Origin of the sequence: uncultured Pseudokineococcus sp. (genome assembly GCF_947495735.1) — a bacterium.
In the GTDB taxonomy this organism is placed as follows: Bacteria; Actinomycetota; Actinomycetes; order Actinomycetales; family Quadrisphaeraceae; genus Pseudokineococcus.
The window spans coordinates 97128-113055 of the sequence record NZ_CANMAA010000011.1 but is presented as its reverse complement, the minus strand read 5'-3'; the positions used below and the strand labels follow the sequence as shown (position 1 = coordinate 113055).

18 protein-coding genes are annotated in these 15928 nt (G+C 72.5%); 12 read left to right on the top strand and 6 right to left on the bottom strand.

Annotation, left to right across the window (positions count from 1 at the left end; translation table 11 throughout):
• The first annotated feature begins 309 nt into the window (after window positions 1-309).
• A complete protein-coding gene (locus Q0848_RS14430; RefSeq protein WP_299038736.1) occupies window positions 310-501 on the top strand; it encodes a hypothetical protein in 192 nt (63 codons plus the stop codon).
• Between the two features lie 342 nt (window positions 502-843).
• On the opposite strand, the gene Q0848_RS14425 is transcribed toward Q0848_RS14430, so the two are convergent.
• Both Q0848_RS14425 and Q0848_RS14420 read right to left on the bottom strand, forming a co-directional pair.
• Window positions 844-2094, bottom strand: a complete 1251-nt coding sequence (locus Q0848_RS14425; RefSeq protein ID WP_299038734.1) for an MFS transporter — start codon at window positions 2092-2094, stop codon at window positions 844-846.
• 380 nt (window positions 2095-2474) lie between these two features.
• The gene (locus Q0848_RS14420; protein ID WP_299038732.1) at window positions 2475-2762 is read right to left on the bottom strand and encodes a hypothetical protein; all 288 of its coding nucleotides are present in this window, start codon (window positions 2760-2762) and stop codon (window positions 2475-2477) included.
• A 637-nt stretch (window positions 2763-3399) separates the two neighbouring features.
• Between Q0848_RS14420 and Q0848_RS14415 the strand changes: the two genes are divergently transcribed.
• On the top strand, window positions 3400-4341 hold the full coding sequence (locus Q0848_RS14415; protein WP_299038730.1) for a hypothetical protein: 942 nt from the start codon (window positions 3400-3402) through the stop codon (window positions 4339-4341).
• Between the two features lie 1089 nt (window positions 4342-5430).
• On the opposite strand, the gene Q0848_RS14410 is transcribed toward Q0848_RS14415, so the two are convergent.
• Window positions 5431-6093 (bottom strand): hypothetical protein, encoded by a 663-nt coding sequence (locus tag Q0848_RS14410; RefSeq protein WP_299038728.1) that lies wholly within the window; start codon window positions 6091-6093, stop codon window positions 5431-5433.
• Between the two features lie 255 nt (window positions 6094-6348).
• On the opposite strand from Q0848_RS14410, the gene Q0848_RS14405 reads away from it, so the two are divergent.
• Window positions 6349-6687: a DUF6933 domain-containing protein gene (locus Q0848_RS14405; protein ID WP_299038726.1), complete on the top strand. Its 339-nt coding sequence runs from the start codon at window positions 6349-6351 to the stop codon at window positions 6685-6687.
• A 42-nt stretch (window positions 6688-6729) separates the two neighbouring features.
• On the opposite strand, the gene Q0848_RS14400 is transcribed toward Q0848_RS14405, so the two are convergent.
• Window positions 6730-6906, bottom strand: a complete 177-nt coding sequence (locus Q0848_RS14400) for a hypothetical protein (RefSeq protein WP_299038724.1) — start codon at window positions 6904-6906, stop codon at window positions 6730-6732.
• Window positions 6907-7235: 329 nt separating this feature from the next.
• Between Q0848_RS14400 and Q0848_RS14395 the strand changes: the two genes are divergently transcribed.
• The 3 genes from Q0848_RS14395 to Q0848_RS14385 all read left to right on the top strand — a co-directional run bounded on the left by Q0848_RS14395 (window position 7236) and on the right by Q0848_RS14385 (window position 9142).
• Window positions 7236-7493, top strand: a complete 258-nt coding sequence (locus Q0848_RS14395; RefSeq protein ID WP_299038723.1) for a hypothetical protein — start codon at window positions 7236-7238, stop codon at window positions 7491-7493.
• Window positions 7490-7885 carry a DUF3024 domain-containing protein gene (locus tag Q0848_RS14390; protein WP_299038722.1) on the top strand — a complete coding sequence of 132 codons (396 nt, stop codon included), beginning with the start codon at window positions 7490-7492 and terminating at the stop codon, window positions 7883-7885. The genes Q0848_RS14395 and Q0848_RS14390 overlap by 4 nt, the downstream gene beginning before the upstream one ends.
• 597 nt (window positions 7886-8482) lie before the next feature.
• Entirely contained in the window at window positions 8483-9142 is a 660-nt protein-coding gene (locus Q0848_RS14385) for a hypothetical protein (RefSeq protein ID WP_299038721.1), read from the top strand.
• Window positions 9143-9412: 270 nt separating this feature from the next.
• Here the strand turns inward: Q0848_RS14385 and Q0848_RS14380 are convergent, their stop codons facing one another.
• Both Q0848_RS14380 and Q0848_RS19070 read right to left on the bottom strand, forming a co-directional pair.
• Window positions 9413-9721, bottom strand: coding sequence for a hypothetical protein (locus Q0848_RS14380; RefSeq protein ID WP_299038720.1), 309 nt, complete (start codon window positions 9719-9721; stop codon window positions 9413-9415).
• 274 nt (window positions 9722-9995) lie between these two features.
• Window positions 9996-10277: a DUF805 domain-containing protein gene (locus Q0848_RS19070; RefSeq protein ID WP_366146615.1), complete on the bottom strand. Its 282-nt coding sequence runs from the start codon at window positions 10275-10277 to the stop codon at window positions 9996-9998.
• Between the two features lie 511 nt (window positions 10278-10788).
• Here Q0848_RS19070 and Q0848_RS14370 point away from each other — a divergent pair.
• The 6 genes from Q0848_RS14370 to Q0848_RS14345 all read left to right on the top strand — a co-directional run bounded on the left by Q0848_RS14370 (window position 10789) and on the right by Q0848_RS14345 (window position 15804).
• Window positions 10789-11754 (top strand): hypothetical protein, encoded by a 966-nt coding sequence (locus Q0848_RS14370; protein ID WP_299038719.1) that lies wholly within the window; start codon window positions 10789-10791, stop codon window positions 11752-11754.
• Entirely contained in the window at window positions 11751-12488 is a 738-nt protein-coding gene (locus tag Q0848_RS14365; protein WP_299038718.1) for a PIG-L deacetylase family protein, read from the top strand. The genes Q0848_RS14370 and Q0848_RS14365 overlap by 4 nt, the downstream gene beginning before the upstream one ends.
• Window positions 12485-13126 carry a class I SAM-dependent methyltransferase gene (locus tag Q0848_RS14360; RefSeq protein WP_299038717.1) on the top strand — a complete coding sequence of 214 codons (642 nt, stop codon included), beginning with the start codon at window positions 12485-12487 and terminating at the stop codon, window positions 13124-13126. Before Q0848_RS14365 ends, Q0848_RS14360 begins: the two co-directional genes overlap by 4 nt.
• Window positions 13119-13937: a glycosyltransferase family 2 protein gene (locus tag Q0848_RS14355; protein WP_299038716.1), complete on the top strand. Its 819-nt coding sequence runs from the start codon at window positions 13119-13121 to the stop codon at window positions 13935-13937. The genes Q0848_RS14360 and Q0848_RS14355 overlap by 8 nt, the downstream gene beginning before the upstream one ends.
• Before the next feature lie 92 nt (window positions 13938-14029).
• Window positions 14030-15031 (top strand): ABC transporter ATP-binding protein, encoded by a 1002-nt coding sequence (locus Q0848_RS14350; protein WP_299038715.1) that lies wholly within the window; start codon window positions 14030-14032, stop codon window positions 15029-15031.
• On the top strand, window positions 15028-15804 hold the full coding sequence (locus tag Q0848_RS14345; RefSeq protein ID WP_299038714.1) for an ATP-binding cassette domain-containing protein: 777 nt from the start codon (window positions 15028-15030) through the stop codon (window positions 15802-15804). The genes Q0848_RS14350 and Q0848_RS14345 overlap by 4 nt, the downstream gene beginning before the upstream one ends.
• Window positions 15805-15928 lie beyond the last annotated feature (124 nt).

The following is a 15928-nucleotide window of genomic DNA, read 5'->3' as shown; positions in this document are numbered from 1 at the left end:
TGTCCATCACGGCAGTGAACCTGACCATCGCCGTCCCCTGGTGGCTTCGGCTGTTGCGACCACCGCGAGGATCCGGGGATCGCTGGCTGGACAGCGTCCCGCTGTCGATCGGATGTGGGACGGCCGCGGGGGGCGCTGGGGCGCCGGCTTCGCGCGGCCGCGACGGTGCCGCCAGGCGGTCGGCTATCGGACAACCTCAAACGGGTCGATTGTGCGGTGCAGGGGCTGCCGCTTGCACGCGGTTGCAGCATGCTCGCCAGGGTGTCGATGTCGGATGATCCGCCTCGTCGCCCCCGGGAGGAGATGTCGATGGCGAAGCCCGAGACTGTCTGGCGGTTCATCACTGCTGCGGTGGTCGTGATCGTTGTGGTGCTTTGGCTTCTCGGCGTCGTCGACTGGGGAGTCGTCCTGGCGGTCTGCCTCTTGGGCGCGGTAGGCATCCTCACGACGGCCGTCGAAGGCCGCAGACGTCGAGAGCCGCCGCGGCCGCCGAACCCCTAACGAGCGAGTGTGACGCTGTCCGGCCAGCGATGGGCAGCGAGACTACGGGTGGTGGCCCCCCGGGGGAAGACGGCCGCGCCGAATGCCGGACTCGAACCGGCTCGCCCCGTGAGGGTTACTCCACCGCGATGGGTTTGAGCGCCTGCGTTCCCATAGGCCCTTGACGACGCGGCCGTCGATCCAAGGTTCGCCTGCTACCCGTCGTCGAGCAAGGCCCTTCCGGTCTGGCCGTCCCAGTCGCCGATCGACAGCGGGACGCTGTCCGACCAGCGATCGTCTGCGGGAGGGCCGCCATCCCGTCCCTCCCGTTCTGCAGTTGCACGGAGGCCCGTAGCCGGCGGCTCAGCTGAGTCGCCTTCGGCTGGTGAGGGCGAGAAGCAGCAGGAAGGTGCTGACGGCGGTCAGGAGCGCGAAGCCGCCGCGGGCGCCGGTCGTGTCGATGAGGACGCCGGCCAGCGCTCCTGCTGCGGCGCTGCCGGCGGCGCTGGCGGAGTTGGCCCACGTCAGCGCTTGGGTCAGGACCGCCCGGGCCAAGCCGGCTTCGGTCAGGACGGTCAGTTGCACGATGATCACGGGCACCAGGACGCTGGTCAGGGCGATGCAGGCGCCCAGGATGACCAGGCGCGCCACCAAGGGTGCGTCGTGGGCGTCGAGGCCACTGACGACGGCCGCGCCGGCACAGCCAAGGGCCATGACCGCGGCAGCGCAGCAGAGCTGGACGACGGGCGGCGCTTGCCAGCGTCGCAGGCCGTACGCCCAGGCCCCGACCAGGCCCGCTGCGCTGGAGACCCCGATCAAGCCCGTGGCCATCGCTGCGCTGCCCTGCTCGGTAGCCCAGGCGGTCATCGACAACGTCACCGCACCGAAGTGCAGCCCCAGCACCCCGGTGAGGGTGACCAGCAGCGCGAAACGAGCACTGCGCAGACCGTGACCGGCGGCGGCCTCACTACTCCGGGGACTCCTGGTGCTCGAGCTGGTGATCAGCGTCGCCACGGGGGGTGCGGTGCGGGGCTGGAGCGCGAGCGCAGAGCCGCCGATGACGACCACGACGGCCGCACCTGCCGTGCCGGCCCACGCGGGCCCGGTAGTCGCGGCCACGCTGACCAGGACCGGGCCGAGGAGGAAGGCGACCGCGTTGGCCAGGGACTCCAAGGCGAAGGCGCGCGGCAGCCACCCGCGTCGGTCGCCCAGCAGGGCAGCCCACCTGGCCGTGGACAGCGCCCCGAGCTGGGGCGTGCTGGCGCCGGCGACCGCGCCGGCCAAGACAACGACGACGACGGGCGACCCCGCCAGCACGGCGGCCACCGTCGCCACCACGGTTGCGGCGTGGACGGTGAGCATCCAGGGCAGGACGCGGGTCTGGCCCCACCGGTCGATCAGTCGCGCGACCTGCGGGCCGACCAAGGCCTCAGCGGCGGCGAAGGCGCCGACGACGAGGCCGGCGACGGCGAAGGAGCCACCCGACCCGGTGATGAGCCAGATCAAGCCCAGGCCGGTGGCGGCCACACCGACCCGACCGCTGTTCGCGGCGAAGAAGAACCCGGCTGCACCGGGCAGGGCCAACAGCGCGCGGTAGGAGCCGTCGCCCCGCACGGCAGGCGATGAAGCGGAGTCAGAGCTCGGGGATGTCGTCGACACGGGCGGAGGCCTCTCGCGGCCCTGCCGGACGTGAAGGTCCCCGTGCGCCTGAGGGCGGTGGGTCTCACGTCAGGAGTCATCGCCGCGACGGGCGCTGACGACGCAGCGGACGGCGCGCAGGCTCCCTGGCCGGGCGGTCTCGATGCGGCCAGGCAGACACCTGACGCCATCGAGCATGGCACCTCACCCAGAGCAGTGGAAGCGACCTGCCACCCAGCGTGCCCACGTCCCCGACGTCGCTGCTCCGGTTGACGATCGTCAGCGGGACGCTGACCGGACGACGATCGACAGCGCGACGGCGTTGCGGGTGGTCGGCGGTCAGGGGCAAGGGCGGGTCACGCCCGTGCGACTCGCCAAAGTCGACCTTGTCCTGCGCACGCGTTCGGCACCGAGAGCTCGGTGCTCGGAGAGACCCAGGCGCCCTTCAGTTGCACGGTCGTGCCGACCTCGAGGAGGGCGGAGTCGAGATTGGAAGCTCCGAGGTCGAAGACGGGCACGTAGATCGCGCCGGCGTTCTCCTCGTTCGCGCGGATGACGAGGCAGCCGTCGAGACCTTCGAGGGTGCCGGTGAGGGTGGGGTTGTCCCCGGTGAGGCCCAGACCCTCGGGCTCCCAGGTCGACACCGCGAGGCCGTCGTCTCGTCGTGGCACCTCGGGCGTGGCGCTTCCGCGGCCGGCGAGTAGTCCTAGGCCTACGACCACGGCCAAGCATGCGAGTGCTTCGACTACGGCGATCTGCCAGGCGCGTCGTCGTCCGATGGCACGGTCCACGGCGTCTATGACGCTTCCCTCCTCGACTTGCGTTGACAGTCGCTCCACGTGCTCGACGGAGGCGGTGGCCGCCGTTGCGACATCTACTGGCGAGGGCCTATGACCGTAGGTCATGGGCGCCGGCCACGGTTGATCCTTACAGGTTCGCGTTCGCTGGGTGGTGCTTCGCGGCTGGCGTGCGCTCAAGGTGAGGCGGGGTTTCGCGCACGCTGGTCGGCAGTGCAAGGCCGTGCCGCCGGTGTGGCCGTCTCGGCCAGCGATCCCGAGCGGGACGGCTGGGCAAGCGTCGGTGCGGTGCTCGAGCGGCCGGCGGGTGCCGGTAGCCCTCGTGGAGCGGCGCGCGGCGGGTGACCCGGACCCGGCACGAGCGGGCCAGCGCCCGCGGCGCCACGCGATGGGGGAGGGGAACGAGCGATAAGACCACCGGGTGCCGGTGGATCAGGATGGCTGCGACAAGCCCCCGTGCACGCCACTCATCTAGAGTTGCGAAGTGACGGGAACGCTGCTGACCTCGCTTCGGCTTCGTGTACTCGATGAGGCAGAGCCGTTGGCTGGCCTCTTAAGGGTGTGCTTGATGCTGGGGGCCGAGACGGGGTCCGCGAGTCTGCGTGATTGGGCGCGGCGTGAACTCAACGGCTACGGCGACGATGATGTGGCGCCGGAGTACCGGAGATTCAGCAACGTTCCCATGTCGATGGACTCGATCTCCGGGAACACGTGGGCAACCGGGCAGGTGGTCACTCGTTTCCAGGTGCCTGGCCAGGTGAGGGAGTACCTGCCGGAGGAGCTGATCCTTCGGCAGCCCGTTGAGTCACTCGAAGCCATGATGGGCCAGGACTCAGTCTCCTTTACGACGCCAGCCATGGGGTACGCCATGAATCTTTGGAATCGCCAGCTGGGCCCATATCAGAGCGTCGTAAACTTGTCTTACCGCGTGTCGGGCACGAATCTGGCTGGGGTGATCGGGCAGATTCGCACTAAACTAGTCGACGTCGTGGCTGATCTTACTGCGTCTACGCCTCTTGAAGAGTTGCCGAGCAAGACGAGCGTCGACGACGCCTTCCGGGCGCGGGTGACTGGTAGCACTAACACGTATACAACGACTATCAACAATCCGAGTGGCCCAACGGCCATCGGTGAGGGGGCCCAGGCTTCGTCTGGGAGCAGTCTCGCCGAAGTGCTCGAATTGCTGGAGCAAGCGTCCGCTGAGGCCGGCTCTGCTCCGCCGGATCTCGCCGAGGACGTCGTGGCTGCTGTCCGCGAGCTGCGCGAAGCGCTATTGCAGAAGCACCCACAGGGTGCGGAGGTACTTAGCAGGGCCGGCAAGTTGCGTGCGCTGGCGGAGCGAGCTGGCGTCGGGGCCCTATCCACCTCAGTCGGCGGCGTGGTGGGCGCGGTCACTGAAATGGCACTCGCCGGAGCCTTCGGCTGACCGCGACCGGCCTCGTGACCAGTCCGCCGATAATCCAAATTATGACATAATGCCTGGTGAGCGGGGTGCCTACGTCAGGCAGCGACCAGGTGGCACCTGTCCTGCCTCAGGTCACAGGTCCCCTAGTCGCGACGCCCAGTATGAATGGGCGGGACGCTCTTTATAGCCTGCATCGCCTTGCAGATGGTAACTATCGAACTCGTGGTACCACTCATGGCCTTCCGCATCGAGGAACCACATGCACGTTAAGGGGGCTCCGCTCACCCGCCTTAGCGCGTAAGAGACGTCGGAGCCTTCCTTGGCCTGGCCGGGACGGATGAAGGCCCAAGAACCGCCGGCTCCGCGCCCGTACGCCTTGGATGGATAGCGTGCCGCAACGTCAATGTTCCGGAACGCCTCGTCCCCGCGGTTCGTCAACTGCACGTGGAAAGCAACCCCGTCGGCGGTCTCGCCTACTACTTTGCTGTCCAGCACGAGCGTCTTCGCTCGCATCAGCAGTGGAGCCCTACGCTCCCGCTCGCGGCGCTCTAAAAGGTCTACGACTTGTTGCCAAGCGAAGAGTGCCGCCGCCGCGGCGATGCCCGTTTGCACCCAAGAGGGAACGTTTCCCCAATCCCAGGACCGAAGTGGGCGATAGTCCGCTGCCCAGCCAAAAGTCGCCACCGCGGCCCACGCTAGGGTAAGTGCAAAAAGAGGCACCCAGTTGCGAGGAGGTGTGTTTCTTCGCACGACGCCGCCAACGCGCCGAATAGCGCGCCGGCCTAAGGTCAGTACGTTGTTCAAGTAATCTCAACACCAATCATCTTAGCGCGGCAACGCGCCTGCAGTCATTGGCGATGCCAGTCTCGATGTGTCATCGCTAGATGTGGTTTTGGTTGCCACCCTTGTGTTTCGGCCACCCTTCGAGTCCTCCTGCGTTAAAGATATCGCCCGCTGGAGTCGCGCGGTCACCATAAGCGGCATTATGTTGTCGACTGCGGCGGCCGGTGGGGCGCTTGCGCCTGCGACGACGGCCGACCCGAGGCAGGCCAGGCCGCGGTCGCGCCCGCGGCCGGTCTTGCTGCATCTGCTTCAAGATCCGCCTCTGTCTCAAAACCAGAGTCTTTTTACGTTGGCGTAGGTGCCGTTGTCCCCCGCGTCAACTCGGCGCACTAGTAGCTGCCACAGCCGGGGCGCGCCGGGGCTTATGTGTACTTCGCCCAGGCCATTGGCCACGATCGGATCGTCAAAGTTGGGCCCACTGGCGCACTCCCAACGCGACGCATAGCCCTCCACCGTGCTTATGGATCCGGTAGCTGCCCAGCAGTACCAGGAGTCGCGTGGGTTGCCGGGTTCCTCTAGTTCTAGAGCCCAGGCGGCCGCTGCCTCGCGGTCCTCAACTAAAACGCCTTCGCTCAACGCGGGTGCTGGATCTTGGACGTCCAACTGTATGACGCCGGACTGGTACGGTGCGATGAGGCAGTACACTATGTCGCCCGTGTCGGTGGCAGGAAAGCATGGGTCGTATATGTAGTCAGCGAAGCATCGCTGCGCCTCTGGATTTGCCGTGTGGTTACTTACCGCTAGGCAGGATGATGCACTGTGCACCTCGTCTATGGAGTACGGCTTGGCCAGTGCGCCATCAGGTGCTACTGGATTGGCGGTTATTAACTCGGTCTCCGTCGTTTCAGCTGGCCAGATCTGGTCCAGTACGTACTGTGTGCCGGCCTCGAGTACTGGCGCGGTGACCTGCGAGAGGATATAGACGACCACGCTGCCGACGCCTAAGGCCTTGATAGCTCTCTTGCGCCTTGACGGAATAGTGGGCCAAATGGAAGTCTGGCCATGTGTGGCCAGCGACTTGGCCGCATCCCCCTCGAAGGGAACTATCTCTATTCGTCTGGAGCGAAGTCTCGGTCGCCGCCAACGCATATGAGACAACCTTTCCCCGGGTGGCTCGCTCCTGCTGACAGCAGGATCCGCCTGTTGCGCGGTCGCATCAAGGTCCTTGGCTGAAGAGTTCGGCAGTTGCTGCCCGCGGTCCTGCCGCTGGCACCCGCCAGGACGCTGCTCGAGCGGCTCCCCGATGCCCTCGCCGAGGTGCTGGGCGCCCACCATGTGCCTCCCGGCGTCGTCGAAGCCGAGCACTCCGCCATGTCTCCGGCGCGTCTGGCGCCGACGGCCAACCGCAGCGTCGTCGGCGTCGTGACCGAGCTGGCCTACCTCGCCGGCCCGGGCACAACCGGCCAGCAGGAGTTGCTGGACCTGTCGCTGCAGTTGGCCACCGCACCCCTGGGGCCGCTGTTCCAGCGCCACGTCAGCCCGGACCGGGAGCTTGCCGCGCTGGTCGCCGCCCGCTCCTGCTGACGCGTACCGCCGGGCTCGGTGGCGTCCTCGAGTGAGCGGCGTTCAGGAATGGAGGGCGGCGTTCTCGTCGACGAGGACCTCGTGCAGGGTCGTCGTGCGCTCGATGACGTGGAAGGTGACCGAGCTGTTGCTCAGGCGGTACATCTCGAGCTGGCGGCGGACCTCCTCGGGGTCGGTGATGGCGGTGCTCACGCGAACCCAGCGCTCGTCGCGGGTCATGACGATGTCCCACTCGCGGTGGACGCGGTCGGCAAGATCCAGGGCGTGCGGAGCCTGGCTCGGTGGGCCGCCAGAGGTTTCGTCGCGGCGCCTGGCCTGCGCGCTTGGCCGCGGGGTCGGGGCCACCTCAGGTGCTCGAGGAGCCCGTGATGTCGCGGGCTCCCAGAGCGGGGGCTGGCGTGGCGCGGGGGAGGGCACGGGGCCCAGTCTCGCGGGCGGACCCAACCCACTGGCGGACCCCGGCGGGTCCGTGCGCGGTGACCCGGTGTCCGAGGCGGACGGCGTGGCTGGGGTTGACTCCCAGCCCATCGTCAAGAACCCTTGACGGTATGGCTGACGTGGTGGGGCTGGCGAGGTCGAGCGCGGCGAGCATCGGTGCGCAGGCGTACGCGGCGATCGGGCTCCGGCTGGAGGCCGGCCAGGGGCAGTTCGCGCTCGAGGCCGTCGCTGCCGCCCGCACGGGCCTGGACGTGCTGGAGCGCCAGGCCGTCGCGATGGCCCGCGAGCAGGGCAGCTCCTGGACCGACGTCGGGGCCGCGCTGGGGATCAGCAAGCAGGCCGCCCAGCAGCGCTTCGGGACACCGTGAGCGGTACCGACCCGACCTCGCCCACCGGTGGGGCGCAAGCCTCGACGCTGCCCGAGCTGGACGTCGCCCGGGTCAAGCGCTGGTGCGCCGCCCGGGTGCCCGAGCGCGTGCGGCACGAGATGCGGGTCGAGTGCGAGGTCGCCCCGCGGCACCTGACGATCGTGGAGCGACGGGCGCCCTACGACGAGCAGCAGTTCGGGCCCGAGTGGACCAGCTTCCCGATCGCCCGGCTGCGGTACACCAAGACCAGGGGCACCTGGTCGCTGTACTGGCGCGACCGGCACATGCGCTTCCACGCCTACGACGAGCAGTTCGCGTTCGCGCCCTCCCCGGACGTCGAGGCGCTGCTCGCCGAGGTCGACCGCGACCCCACCAGCATCTTCTGGGGCTGACCGGATCCGCTGTCCGGCCCCTCTCGGTGTCTAGCCGATAAGCTAGACTATGACATAAGGGCTGGTCAGACCCGATGCGCGGGCCTCTCCCCCGCCGTGCGGCGCCGTCGGTGCCTGGTCGGGTCGCCTGCCGTCGAGGTGGTCCCCGAGCCGGCGCGGGGCCAGGTAGACGCCGAGAGCCACCATTGTGGGAGCGATAACGCTGGCCGTCGTCGTGACGATGGCGACGACCCATGGCCCAAGGCCGAAGTCTTGGCTGCCGATGATCCACGGCGGCTCGGCTAGGGCGACGAGCGCGGCGCCACCGGCGCTCAAGGCGATGGCCGGTGACCTGCGCCGTGGGCCACAGCGCGGGCCACGGCGCGCGCCAGGTCTGCGGCGACAGGCCTCCACGGGGCACGGCAAGCGATCTCGCCATCTTGCGCCGAGTCGTACCACTTCCTGGCACGCTGCGGCCACAGCGGGTGAGGGCGTGGGGGGCAAACGATGGCGGGATCGAATGAGCTGCCGGGCCGACGGGGCGTCGAGCGCCACGACGGGCGCAGTAGCGACAGTGGACGTGTGCAGCCCTCGCAGGCGAGCACCCCACGGACCTTTGTGCCAAGCAAGCTCGGCTTCGAGGAGGGCGTCACGGACGAGAAGGGCTTTGACCTGCTGCCGGAACGGGTGCAGATAAAACTCTGGCCCGATGACGACGACTCGGCCCTGAAGATTTGGTGGGCCGACCGCCGCCGCGCCGGAGTCTTGCGTAGAGAGCAAGTCGGCGTGGCCACCAAGGAGGATCAGGGCTGGCGCGTCTGGGTCGTCCCTCTGCTTCCTGACAGCCACATCTACAGCGAGCGGGAGATGGCGGCCCCGCACCGACCCGCTGGAACGGGCGGTCGAGGTCCGAGGCTCACCGCGGCCCCGCTGCGGAAGGCGCCCTGGGACGGGCGCTGGCCGAACGACTTTGCTGGCTTTCTCGGCAACCTGCCCACGAAGGCTCAAGAGATGCTGAGTGCCGGCTTCGGGCACAACACGGTCAGGCCCGAGTACGTCTGGTCCTACCGTCGCGATCGTCACCCTGAGGGGGATTACGAGCAGCTCGATGCGTTCTGCGTGATGGTGGACCCGCACCAAGCCGTTTTTGTTCATGGGGTTCGACAGGTCCCCATGGGCATGGAAGACCCCTTCGCGCCCGGCCCCGCTAAATGGGTGATGTCCTTCTACAGCGCCAAGCGCGCACCCAAGCCTGGCTCGGGCGTTCAGGTCGCCTAGCCTCGATGCATCACGACTTGCTGAATTCCTGCTTATCGACGGATCCAGTCGCCTAGGCGCTGATTCTCACTCGGGCCAGGGCTCTCATCGGCAGTGGACTCGGGCGGTAGTGCCGTTGGCGGCAACGGCCCGCCATGCTTTCAGCCGACAACTTAGGTTATGACAGAGTTAATGCTCAAGACGGCCCTGCTCTCTCCCTGCTTGTTGGAGGTGCGACTCGACCGGTCTGGCGCTGCCTGCCGCGACGAGCTTGGCCTGCAGCCGGTGATTTCATCGCGGCGTGGTGGTCGCGGGTGGCGGAGCGAGCGGGGTGGTGGTCTTCGGTGCCCGAGGCGGCGTTCTACGTCGAGGCCGCAGTCTGGCTGGGGTCGCTGTCAGCGAGAAGCCGACTACGCCGGCGGCCAGGGTGAGTCCGAGCGTGCGGGCTTCGGCGTCGGTGATGCCGTCCGGCAGCGCCACGGCGAGACAGACCCACCACGCGGCGTTCAGGGTGACGGCGACGCCGCGCCAGCGCTGCAGGCGTGCGCTGAGCACGCCCGCCACCAGGCCCAGCCCGAGAGCGAGCGAAGCGGCGAGCACCCGGTCAGAGTAGCGATGGCTCAGGTCTACGCCGGGCGGTCGCCAGGGCCATCACCGGGGCCGTCTCGGGGTACGCGGATGACGTCGGGCGCGCCCCAGGGGGCCGGCCGATGTCGGTGTCAACAGTTGACACGGTGTCATCGCCACCATTGACGCCAGCTGACGTCCCCGGAGGACTGGGTCGTCAGCCAGGGCGCGCGTCGGCGGTGACGACGAAGTGCCCGCCTCCGGCGGGAGGCGGGCACCTCGAGGTGCTCGCGGCGGTCTGGCTGCTTCAGACGGCGACGGTGCCCTGGTAGCCCTTGGGTGAGATGCCGAACCGGTTGTCGGAGTCGGAGTCGCTCACGTGGAAGACGAGCAGGACGATCCACCCGATGATCGGGATGAGCGCGATCAGGATCCACCACCCGGTGCGGTCGATGTCGTGCAGCCGGCGGACGGTGACGGCCAGCGACGGCAGCAGCAGCGCCAGGGTCAGCGCGAGGGAGATCGGGGCGGGGTCCTCCATGCGCCCGCCGAAGATGGCGATGTCGACGCCGGTGGCCACGATGTTCACGATGACGGTGAACAGGTAGAACCACCAGAACTCCGAGTGGCGCGCTCTCCCGGTACTTCTTGAGCACCGTCTTGACGGACTGGGCGAACGACATGGGACCCTTTCTGGGTGTGGGCGTGACCCGGTGACGGTAGGAGACGTGCGCCAACGCCCAGGCGTCCTCGGCGATGTCGAGTCCGAACGGTGATCAGGCTTCACCCAGGTGAGGCGCTTCGTCTCGCCACGGCTCAGGTGCCCGCCGCGGCCCACCAGCGGTAGTCGTCGGCGTCGATGAGGGCGACGGATCGGACTCCTCGGCGGGCAGACGGCGCTGACACGACCCGGCCTCGGGGAAGGACGCCCCGTCCCCGCCGCCGCCCCGGGACGTGGGGCGGGGTCGGCAGGTGGGTGCCGGCAGGCCCGGCCCGGCGGGCGGGAGCAAGGGGGCGGGGACTAGACACGAGCTGTGACGACCGGACCAGGACCCGCTCGAGCCCGGCCCTTCCCGCGCAGCCGTGCCGGGACCGCCGACGTGGTGGCCGCCCAGCGCGCCCACCTGCAGCAGATGCGCGACGCGGGCGGGCTCGACCTGCCGCTGCCCGCGGGCGGGCGGACGGCGCAGCGGTGGGCGGCGCTCGCGGACTGGGGCGGGGAGGACCTCGTCCTCGCGCGGCTGGCCGAGGGCCACACCGACGCGGTGGCGGTGCTCGCCGAGGCCGGGTCCCCGGCCCCCGAGGGCGCGCTGCTGGGCGTGTGGGCCTCGGCCAGCGAGGGGACGGGTCTGCGCGCCGCGCGGCTCCCGGACGGCGGGCTGCGGCTGGACGGCGTGCTGCGCTACGCGAGCGGCGCGCGCGTGCTCGACGCCGCGCTCGTCACCGCCACCGACGACGACGGCCTGCGCCACCTCGTGCTGCTCGACGTCCGCCGGCCCGGCGTCGACGCCCGCCCCGGGACGTGGGCGGCCGTCGGGATGGACGACAGCGACAGCCTGGACGTCGCCGTCGACGGCGTCGTCGTGCCCGGCGAGGCGGTGGTGGGCCCGCCCGGCTTCTACGTCGAGCGGCCGGGGCTGCACATCGGCGGCCTCGGCGTGGCAGCCCTCTGGTGGGGCGGCGCCCGCGGCGTCGTCCGCTCCCTGACGGCCGTCCTGGCCCGCGGCGAGGCCGCGGGACGCGCGGCGACGCCCCACCAGCTGGCGCACCTCGGGGCCGCGTCCTCCGCCGTCCAGCGCGGCGCGGCGCTCCTCGCCGAGGCGGCCGCCGCCGTCGACGCCTCCCCCGAGGACCGCCACCGGACGCGGGCGCTGCGCGTGCGCCACGAGGTCGAGCAGGTGGTCGAGGAGGTCCTGCGGCGCAGCGGCCGGGCGAGCGGCGCGACGCCGCTGTGCCGGGACGCCGACCACGCGCGCCGGGTGGCCGACCTCACCGCCTACGTCCGCCAGCAGCACGCCGAGGGCGACCTCGAGCGCTTGGGCCGCGCCGTCCTGGACGAGGCGTGACGGCCGCCGGAGCGGCCTCCGGGGCGTCCTGGGCGGCGCGGCTCGCGGCGCGCCGCGCGTGGGAGCCGCCGGAGCGCCGCGGGGGTGGCCGCGCGCTCGCGGTCACGGCGCACCCCGACGACGAGGTGCTCGCCCTGGGCGGCGTCCTGGTGACCCTCGCGGCGCGCGGGTGGGCCGTCGACCTCCTCGTCCTCACCGACGGCGAGGCCTCCTACCCCGGCCTCGGCGCGGACGCCGGGCGCCGGCTGGCGGCGGTGCGGCGCGCCGAGCTCGACGCCGCCTGGCAGCGGCTCGGCCTGGCGGAGCGGGGGCGCGTCCTGCGCGCCGGGCTGCCGGACACCCGGCTCCCCGAGGTCGAGGAGGAGGTGCGCAGCGCGGTGGTGCGCGCCGCCGCCGCGGGCGGGGCGCCCGACCTCGTGCTCGGGCTGTGGGAGCACGACCCCCACCGCGACCACGCCTGCGCCGCACGGGCCGCCGCGGCGCTGGCCGCCGAGCTCGGCGTCCCGTCCGTGCGGGCGCCGCTGTGGGCGCGGGTGTGGTGGGCCTCCGGCGACGAGCGGGTGCCCTGGGGCTCGGTGACGCGCGTGCCCCTGGGCGAGGAGGCCCGGGAGCGCCTGTCCCGCGCCCTGGCCGCCCACGCCAGCCAGGTCGTGGGCTTCGAGGGGGCCGGTCCGCTGCTGGCGCCCGGCGCCCTCACCGCCCTGGCGGGCGACGGCCTCGTGGTGGTCCCGTGAGCCCCGCCCCCGGCAGCCGGCGGCCCGATGGCCGGCGGCCCGACGACCGGCGGTTCGACGGCCCGCACTTCGACGAGCTGTACGCCGCGGACGAGGACCCGTGGCGGGTGCGCACCGACTGGTACGAGCGGCGCAAGCGGGCGCTGGCCCTGGCGAGCCTGCCGCGCGAGACGTACCCCAGGGCGCTCGAGGTCGGGTGCTCGACCGGCGTGATGACGGCGGAGCTGGCCCGGCGCTGCGCCCGCCTCACCGCGCTCGACGCCTCGGCCACCGCCGTCCGGCTGGCGCGCGAGGAGGTCGCGCGCGCGGACGACCGGGCGGGCGACGTCGCCGTGCTGCGGGCGCGGGTGCCCGAGCAGCTGCCGCAGGACGTCGTCGACCTCGTCGTCGTCTCCGAGGTGGGCTACTTCCTGGCGCCCGCGGACCTCGACGAGCTGCTCGCCCGCCTGCCGGAGGTCCTGGCCCCCGGCGCCGACCTGCTCGCCGTCCACTGGCGCCGCGACGGCGAGACCCTCGCCGTCCCGGGCGACGAGGTGCACCGGCGCCTCGCCGGCCTCGAGGCGCTCGGCGCGCAGCGCCTCGTGGCGCACGTCGAGGAGCCGTTCCTGCTCGACGTCTGGCGGTGGCCCGGTGCCTGAGCGTGGGGCCGGGGTGGGCGGCGTGGAGCGCCCGCGCGTGCGCGCCGTCGTCGTCGCCGTGCCCGTGCGGGACGAGGAGGCGCGGGTGGCCGCGTGCCTGCGGTCGGTCCTCGCAGCGGCGGCGCGCGCGGAGGTGGTGGTCGTCGTGGCCGTGGCGCTCGACCGCTGCGCCGACGCCTCGCGCGCCCGGGTCGACGAGGTGCTGGGCACGGGCACGGGCACGGGCGCCGTCGTGGTCGAGCTCGGGGGGCCGGCGCCGGGTCGGACGGTCGCCGACGTGCGCGACGCCGCGGTCGGCGCGGGCCTCGCGGCCCTGCCCCCGGTGCGCTCCGGCGACGAGGACGACCCGGCGGCCGCCGGTCTCCATGCGACGGAAGGCGCTGTCTGGCTGGCGTGCACGGACGCCGACACGCTCGTGCCCGAGGACTGGCTGGCCGAGCAGCTGCGCTGGGCGGGCCGGGGCGCCGACCTCGTCGCCGGGGGCCTGCGCCTCGACGACGACCCGCGCCTGCCGCCGGCGGCGCGCGAGCGCTACGAGGAGCTGCTGCACTCGCGCGTGCGGGGCGAGACCCACGAGCACGTCTACGGCGCGAACCTCGGGGTGCGGGCGTCGGCCTGGCGGGCGGCCGGCGGCTTCCCGCGCGTGGCCACGGGCGAGGAGGCGGCGCTGCTGGCGGCCGTCGAGCGCGCCGGCGGCGCGGTGGTGCGCCCGCTCGAGCCGCGGGTGACGACGAGCGGGCGCACGCGGGGGCGCGCGGCCGGCGGCCTCGCCGACCTGCTCGACAGCCTCGCCCCGGCGTCGGGCTCCTGAGGCCGGTGACCGAGTTCTGGCGCGGTAACGAGAACGACTCCCGTATGCGCTAGCGTCCGCGACGTCCTGCTCGACGTCTCGGAGGTCCTCCCGTGCACTCCCGCCGCTCGCCCGCGTCCGCGGTCCTGCGCAGCCATCCCGGCGGCTCGGCGCGGCAGCACCGGGCGGCGGAGCCGGCGTCGGGGTACCGGGGTCGCGGGCACGTCTCCGCGAGCGGCGGCGGCGAGGCGGTCCTGGAGACCCGCGACCTGCGGGTCGAGGTGGGCGCCGGCCGCGGCGTCTCGGCGGTGCCGCTGCTGCACGGCGTCGACCTCGAGGTGCGGGCGGGGGAGCGCGTGGCCGTGCTCGGCGCCTCGGGCTCCGGCAAGAGCCTCACCGCGGCCGCCGTCCGCGGCCAGCTCGCCGCCGGTCTGCGGTCGAGCGGGAGCCTGCGCGTGCTGGGCCAGGAGGTCCTGGACGTCCCCGGGGCCCGGCGGCCGGGAGGGCTGCGCCCCGCGGCCGTGCTGCAGGACCCCTCGGCGGCCCTGCACCCGCTGGTCGCGGTCGGCGCGCAGGTGGCGATGCCGCTGCGCGCGCGCCGCACCCCTCGCGCCGAGGTGCGCGCCGAGGTGCTGGAGCTGCTCGCCGCCGTGGGGCTCGAGGACCCGGCGCGGGTGGCCGACGGCCGCCCGGCCGAGCTCTCGGGGGGCCAGCGGCAGCGCGCGGCCATCGCGCTCGCGCTCGCCTGCGAGGCACCGCTGCTCGTCGCGGACGAGCCGACGACGGCCCTCGACACCGTGACGCAGGCGTCCGTCCTGGAGGTGCTCGGCGAGCGCACCGGGCCCGGCGGCCCGGCGCTGCTCCTCATCACCCACGACCTGGCGGTCGCCGCCGCGCTGTGCTCGCGCGCGGTCGTCGTCGCCGACGGGCGCGTCGTCGAGTCCGGCTCCCTCGCCGACGTCCTCGCCGCCCCCGCGCACCCCGCGACGCGCGCGCTCGTCGACGCTGCCCGGGCCTCCGGCACGACGGCGAGCGCCTCCGACGCGCCCCTCGGCACGGCGCGCTCCGCGACCCTCGACACGGCGCGCTCCGCACGCGGCGGGGTGCCGGCGTGAGCCTGCTCGTCGCCCGGGACCTGCACGTGGTCCACCGGCGGCGGCGCTCCGCGCCCGTGCACGCCCTCGCCGGGGTCGACCTGTCCGTGGGGGCCGGCGAGCGCGTCGCCCTCGTCGGCCGCTCCGGCTCGGGCAAGTCGACGCTGGTGCGCGCGCTGCTGGCCCTGCAGCCGCTGGACGCCGGGGACGTCACCTGCGCCGGGCGCCCGGTGCGGCCGGGGCGCACGAGCGCCCTGCGCTGGTACCGGCGCCTCGTGCAGTACGTCCCCCAGGACCCGGCGCTCTCGCTCGACCCGCGCGCGAGCGTGCGCGACCTCCTGGCCGAGCCGGTCCGCCGGCTCGAGCCCGGCACGGGCCGGCGCGCGCAGGACGCCCGCGTGGCGGAGGTGCTCGACGCGGTGGGCCTGGACGCCTCCCTCGGCGACCGCCGCCCGGGGCAGCTCTCCGGCGGGCAGGCGCAGCGCGCGGCCCTGGCCCGCGCGCTCGTCACCGGGCCGCAGGTGCTCCTCGCGGACGAGCCGCTCAGCGGCCTCGACCCGCCCCGCCGCGCCGACGCCCTCGCTCTCCTGCAGCGGGTCTCGCGCGAGCAGGGCACCGCGCTCGTGGTGGTCTCCCACGACCTGGCCGCCGCGGCGGCGCTGTGCGAGCGCGCGCTCGTCCTCGATGCCGGCCGCGTCGTGGAGGAGGGCCCCAGCGGCGAGGTGCTCGCCTCGCCCTCCTCGTCCGCCGCGCGGGCGCTCGTCGACGCCGCGGCGCCGGTCCCCGTCGGCTGACGCCTCCGACCACCCCCGACCCACCGACCACCCCCGACCCACCGCCCCAGCCGGTCTCGACGCCCGGCCGCTCCTGCACGCCCGGGCCCGGCCGACGCGCCGGCTCCCCTCTGCCCCCACCCGC

Bases quoted from the DNA above. Each gene is read 5' to 3' on its own strand.
- Q0848_RS14430 (WP_299038736.1), top strand. From the start codon at position 310: ATGGCGAAGCCCGAGACTGTCTGGCGGTTCATCACTGCTGCGGTGGTC.
- Q0848_RS14400 (WP_299038724.1), bottom strand. From the start codon at position 6,906: ATGACCCGCGACGAGCGCTGGGTTCGCGTGAGCACCGCCATCACCGAC.
- Q0848_RS14395 (WP_299038723.1), top strand. From the start codon at position 7,236: ATGGCTGACGTGGTGGGGCTGGCGAGGTCGAGCGCGGCGAGCATCGGT.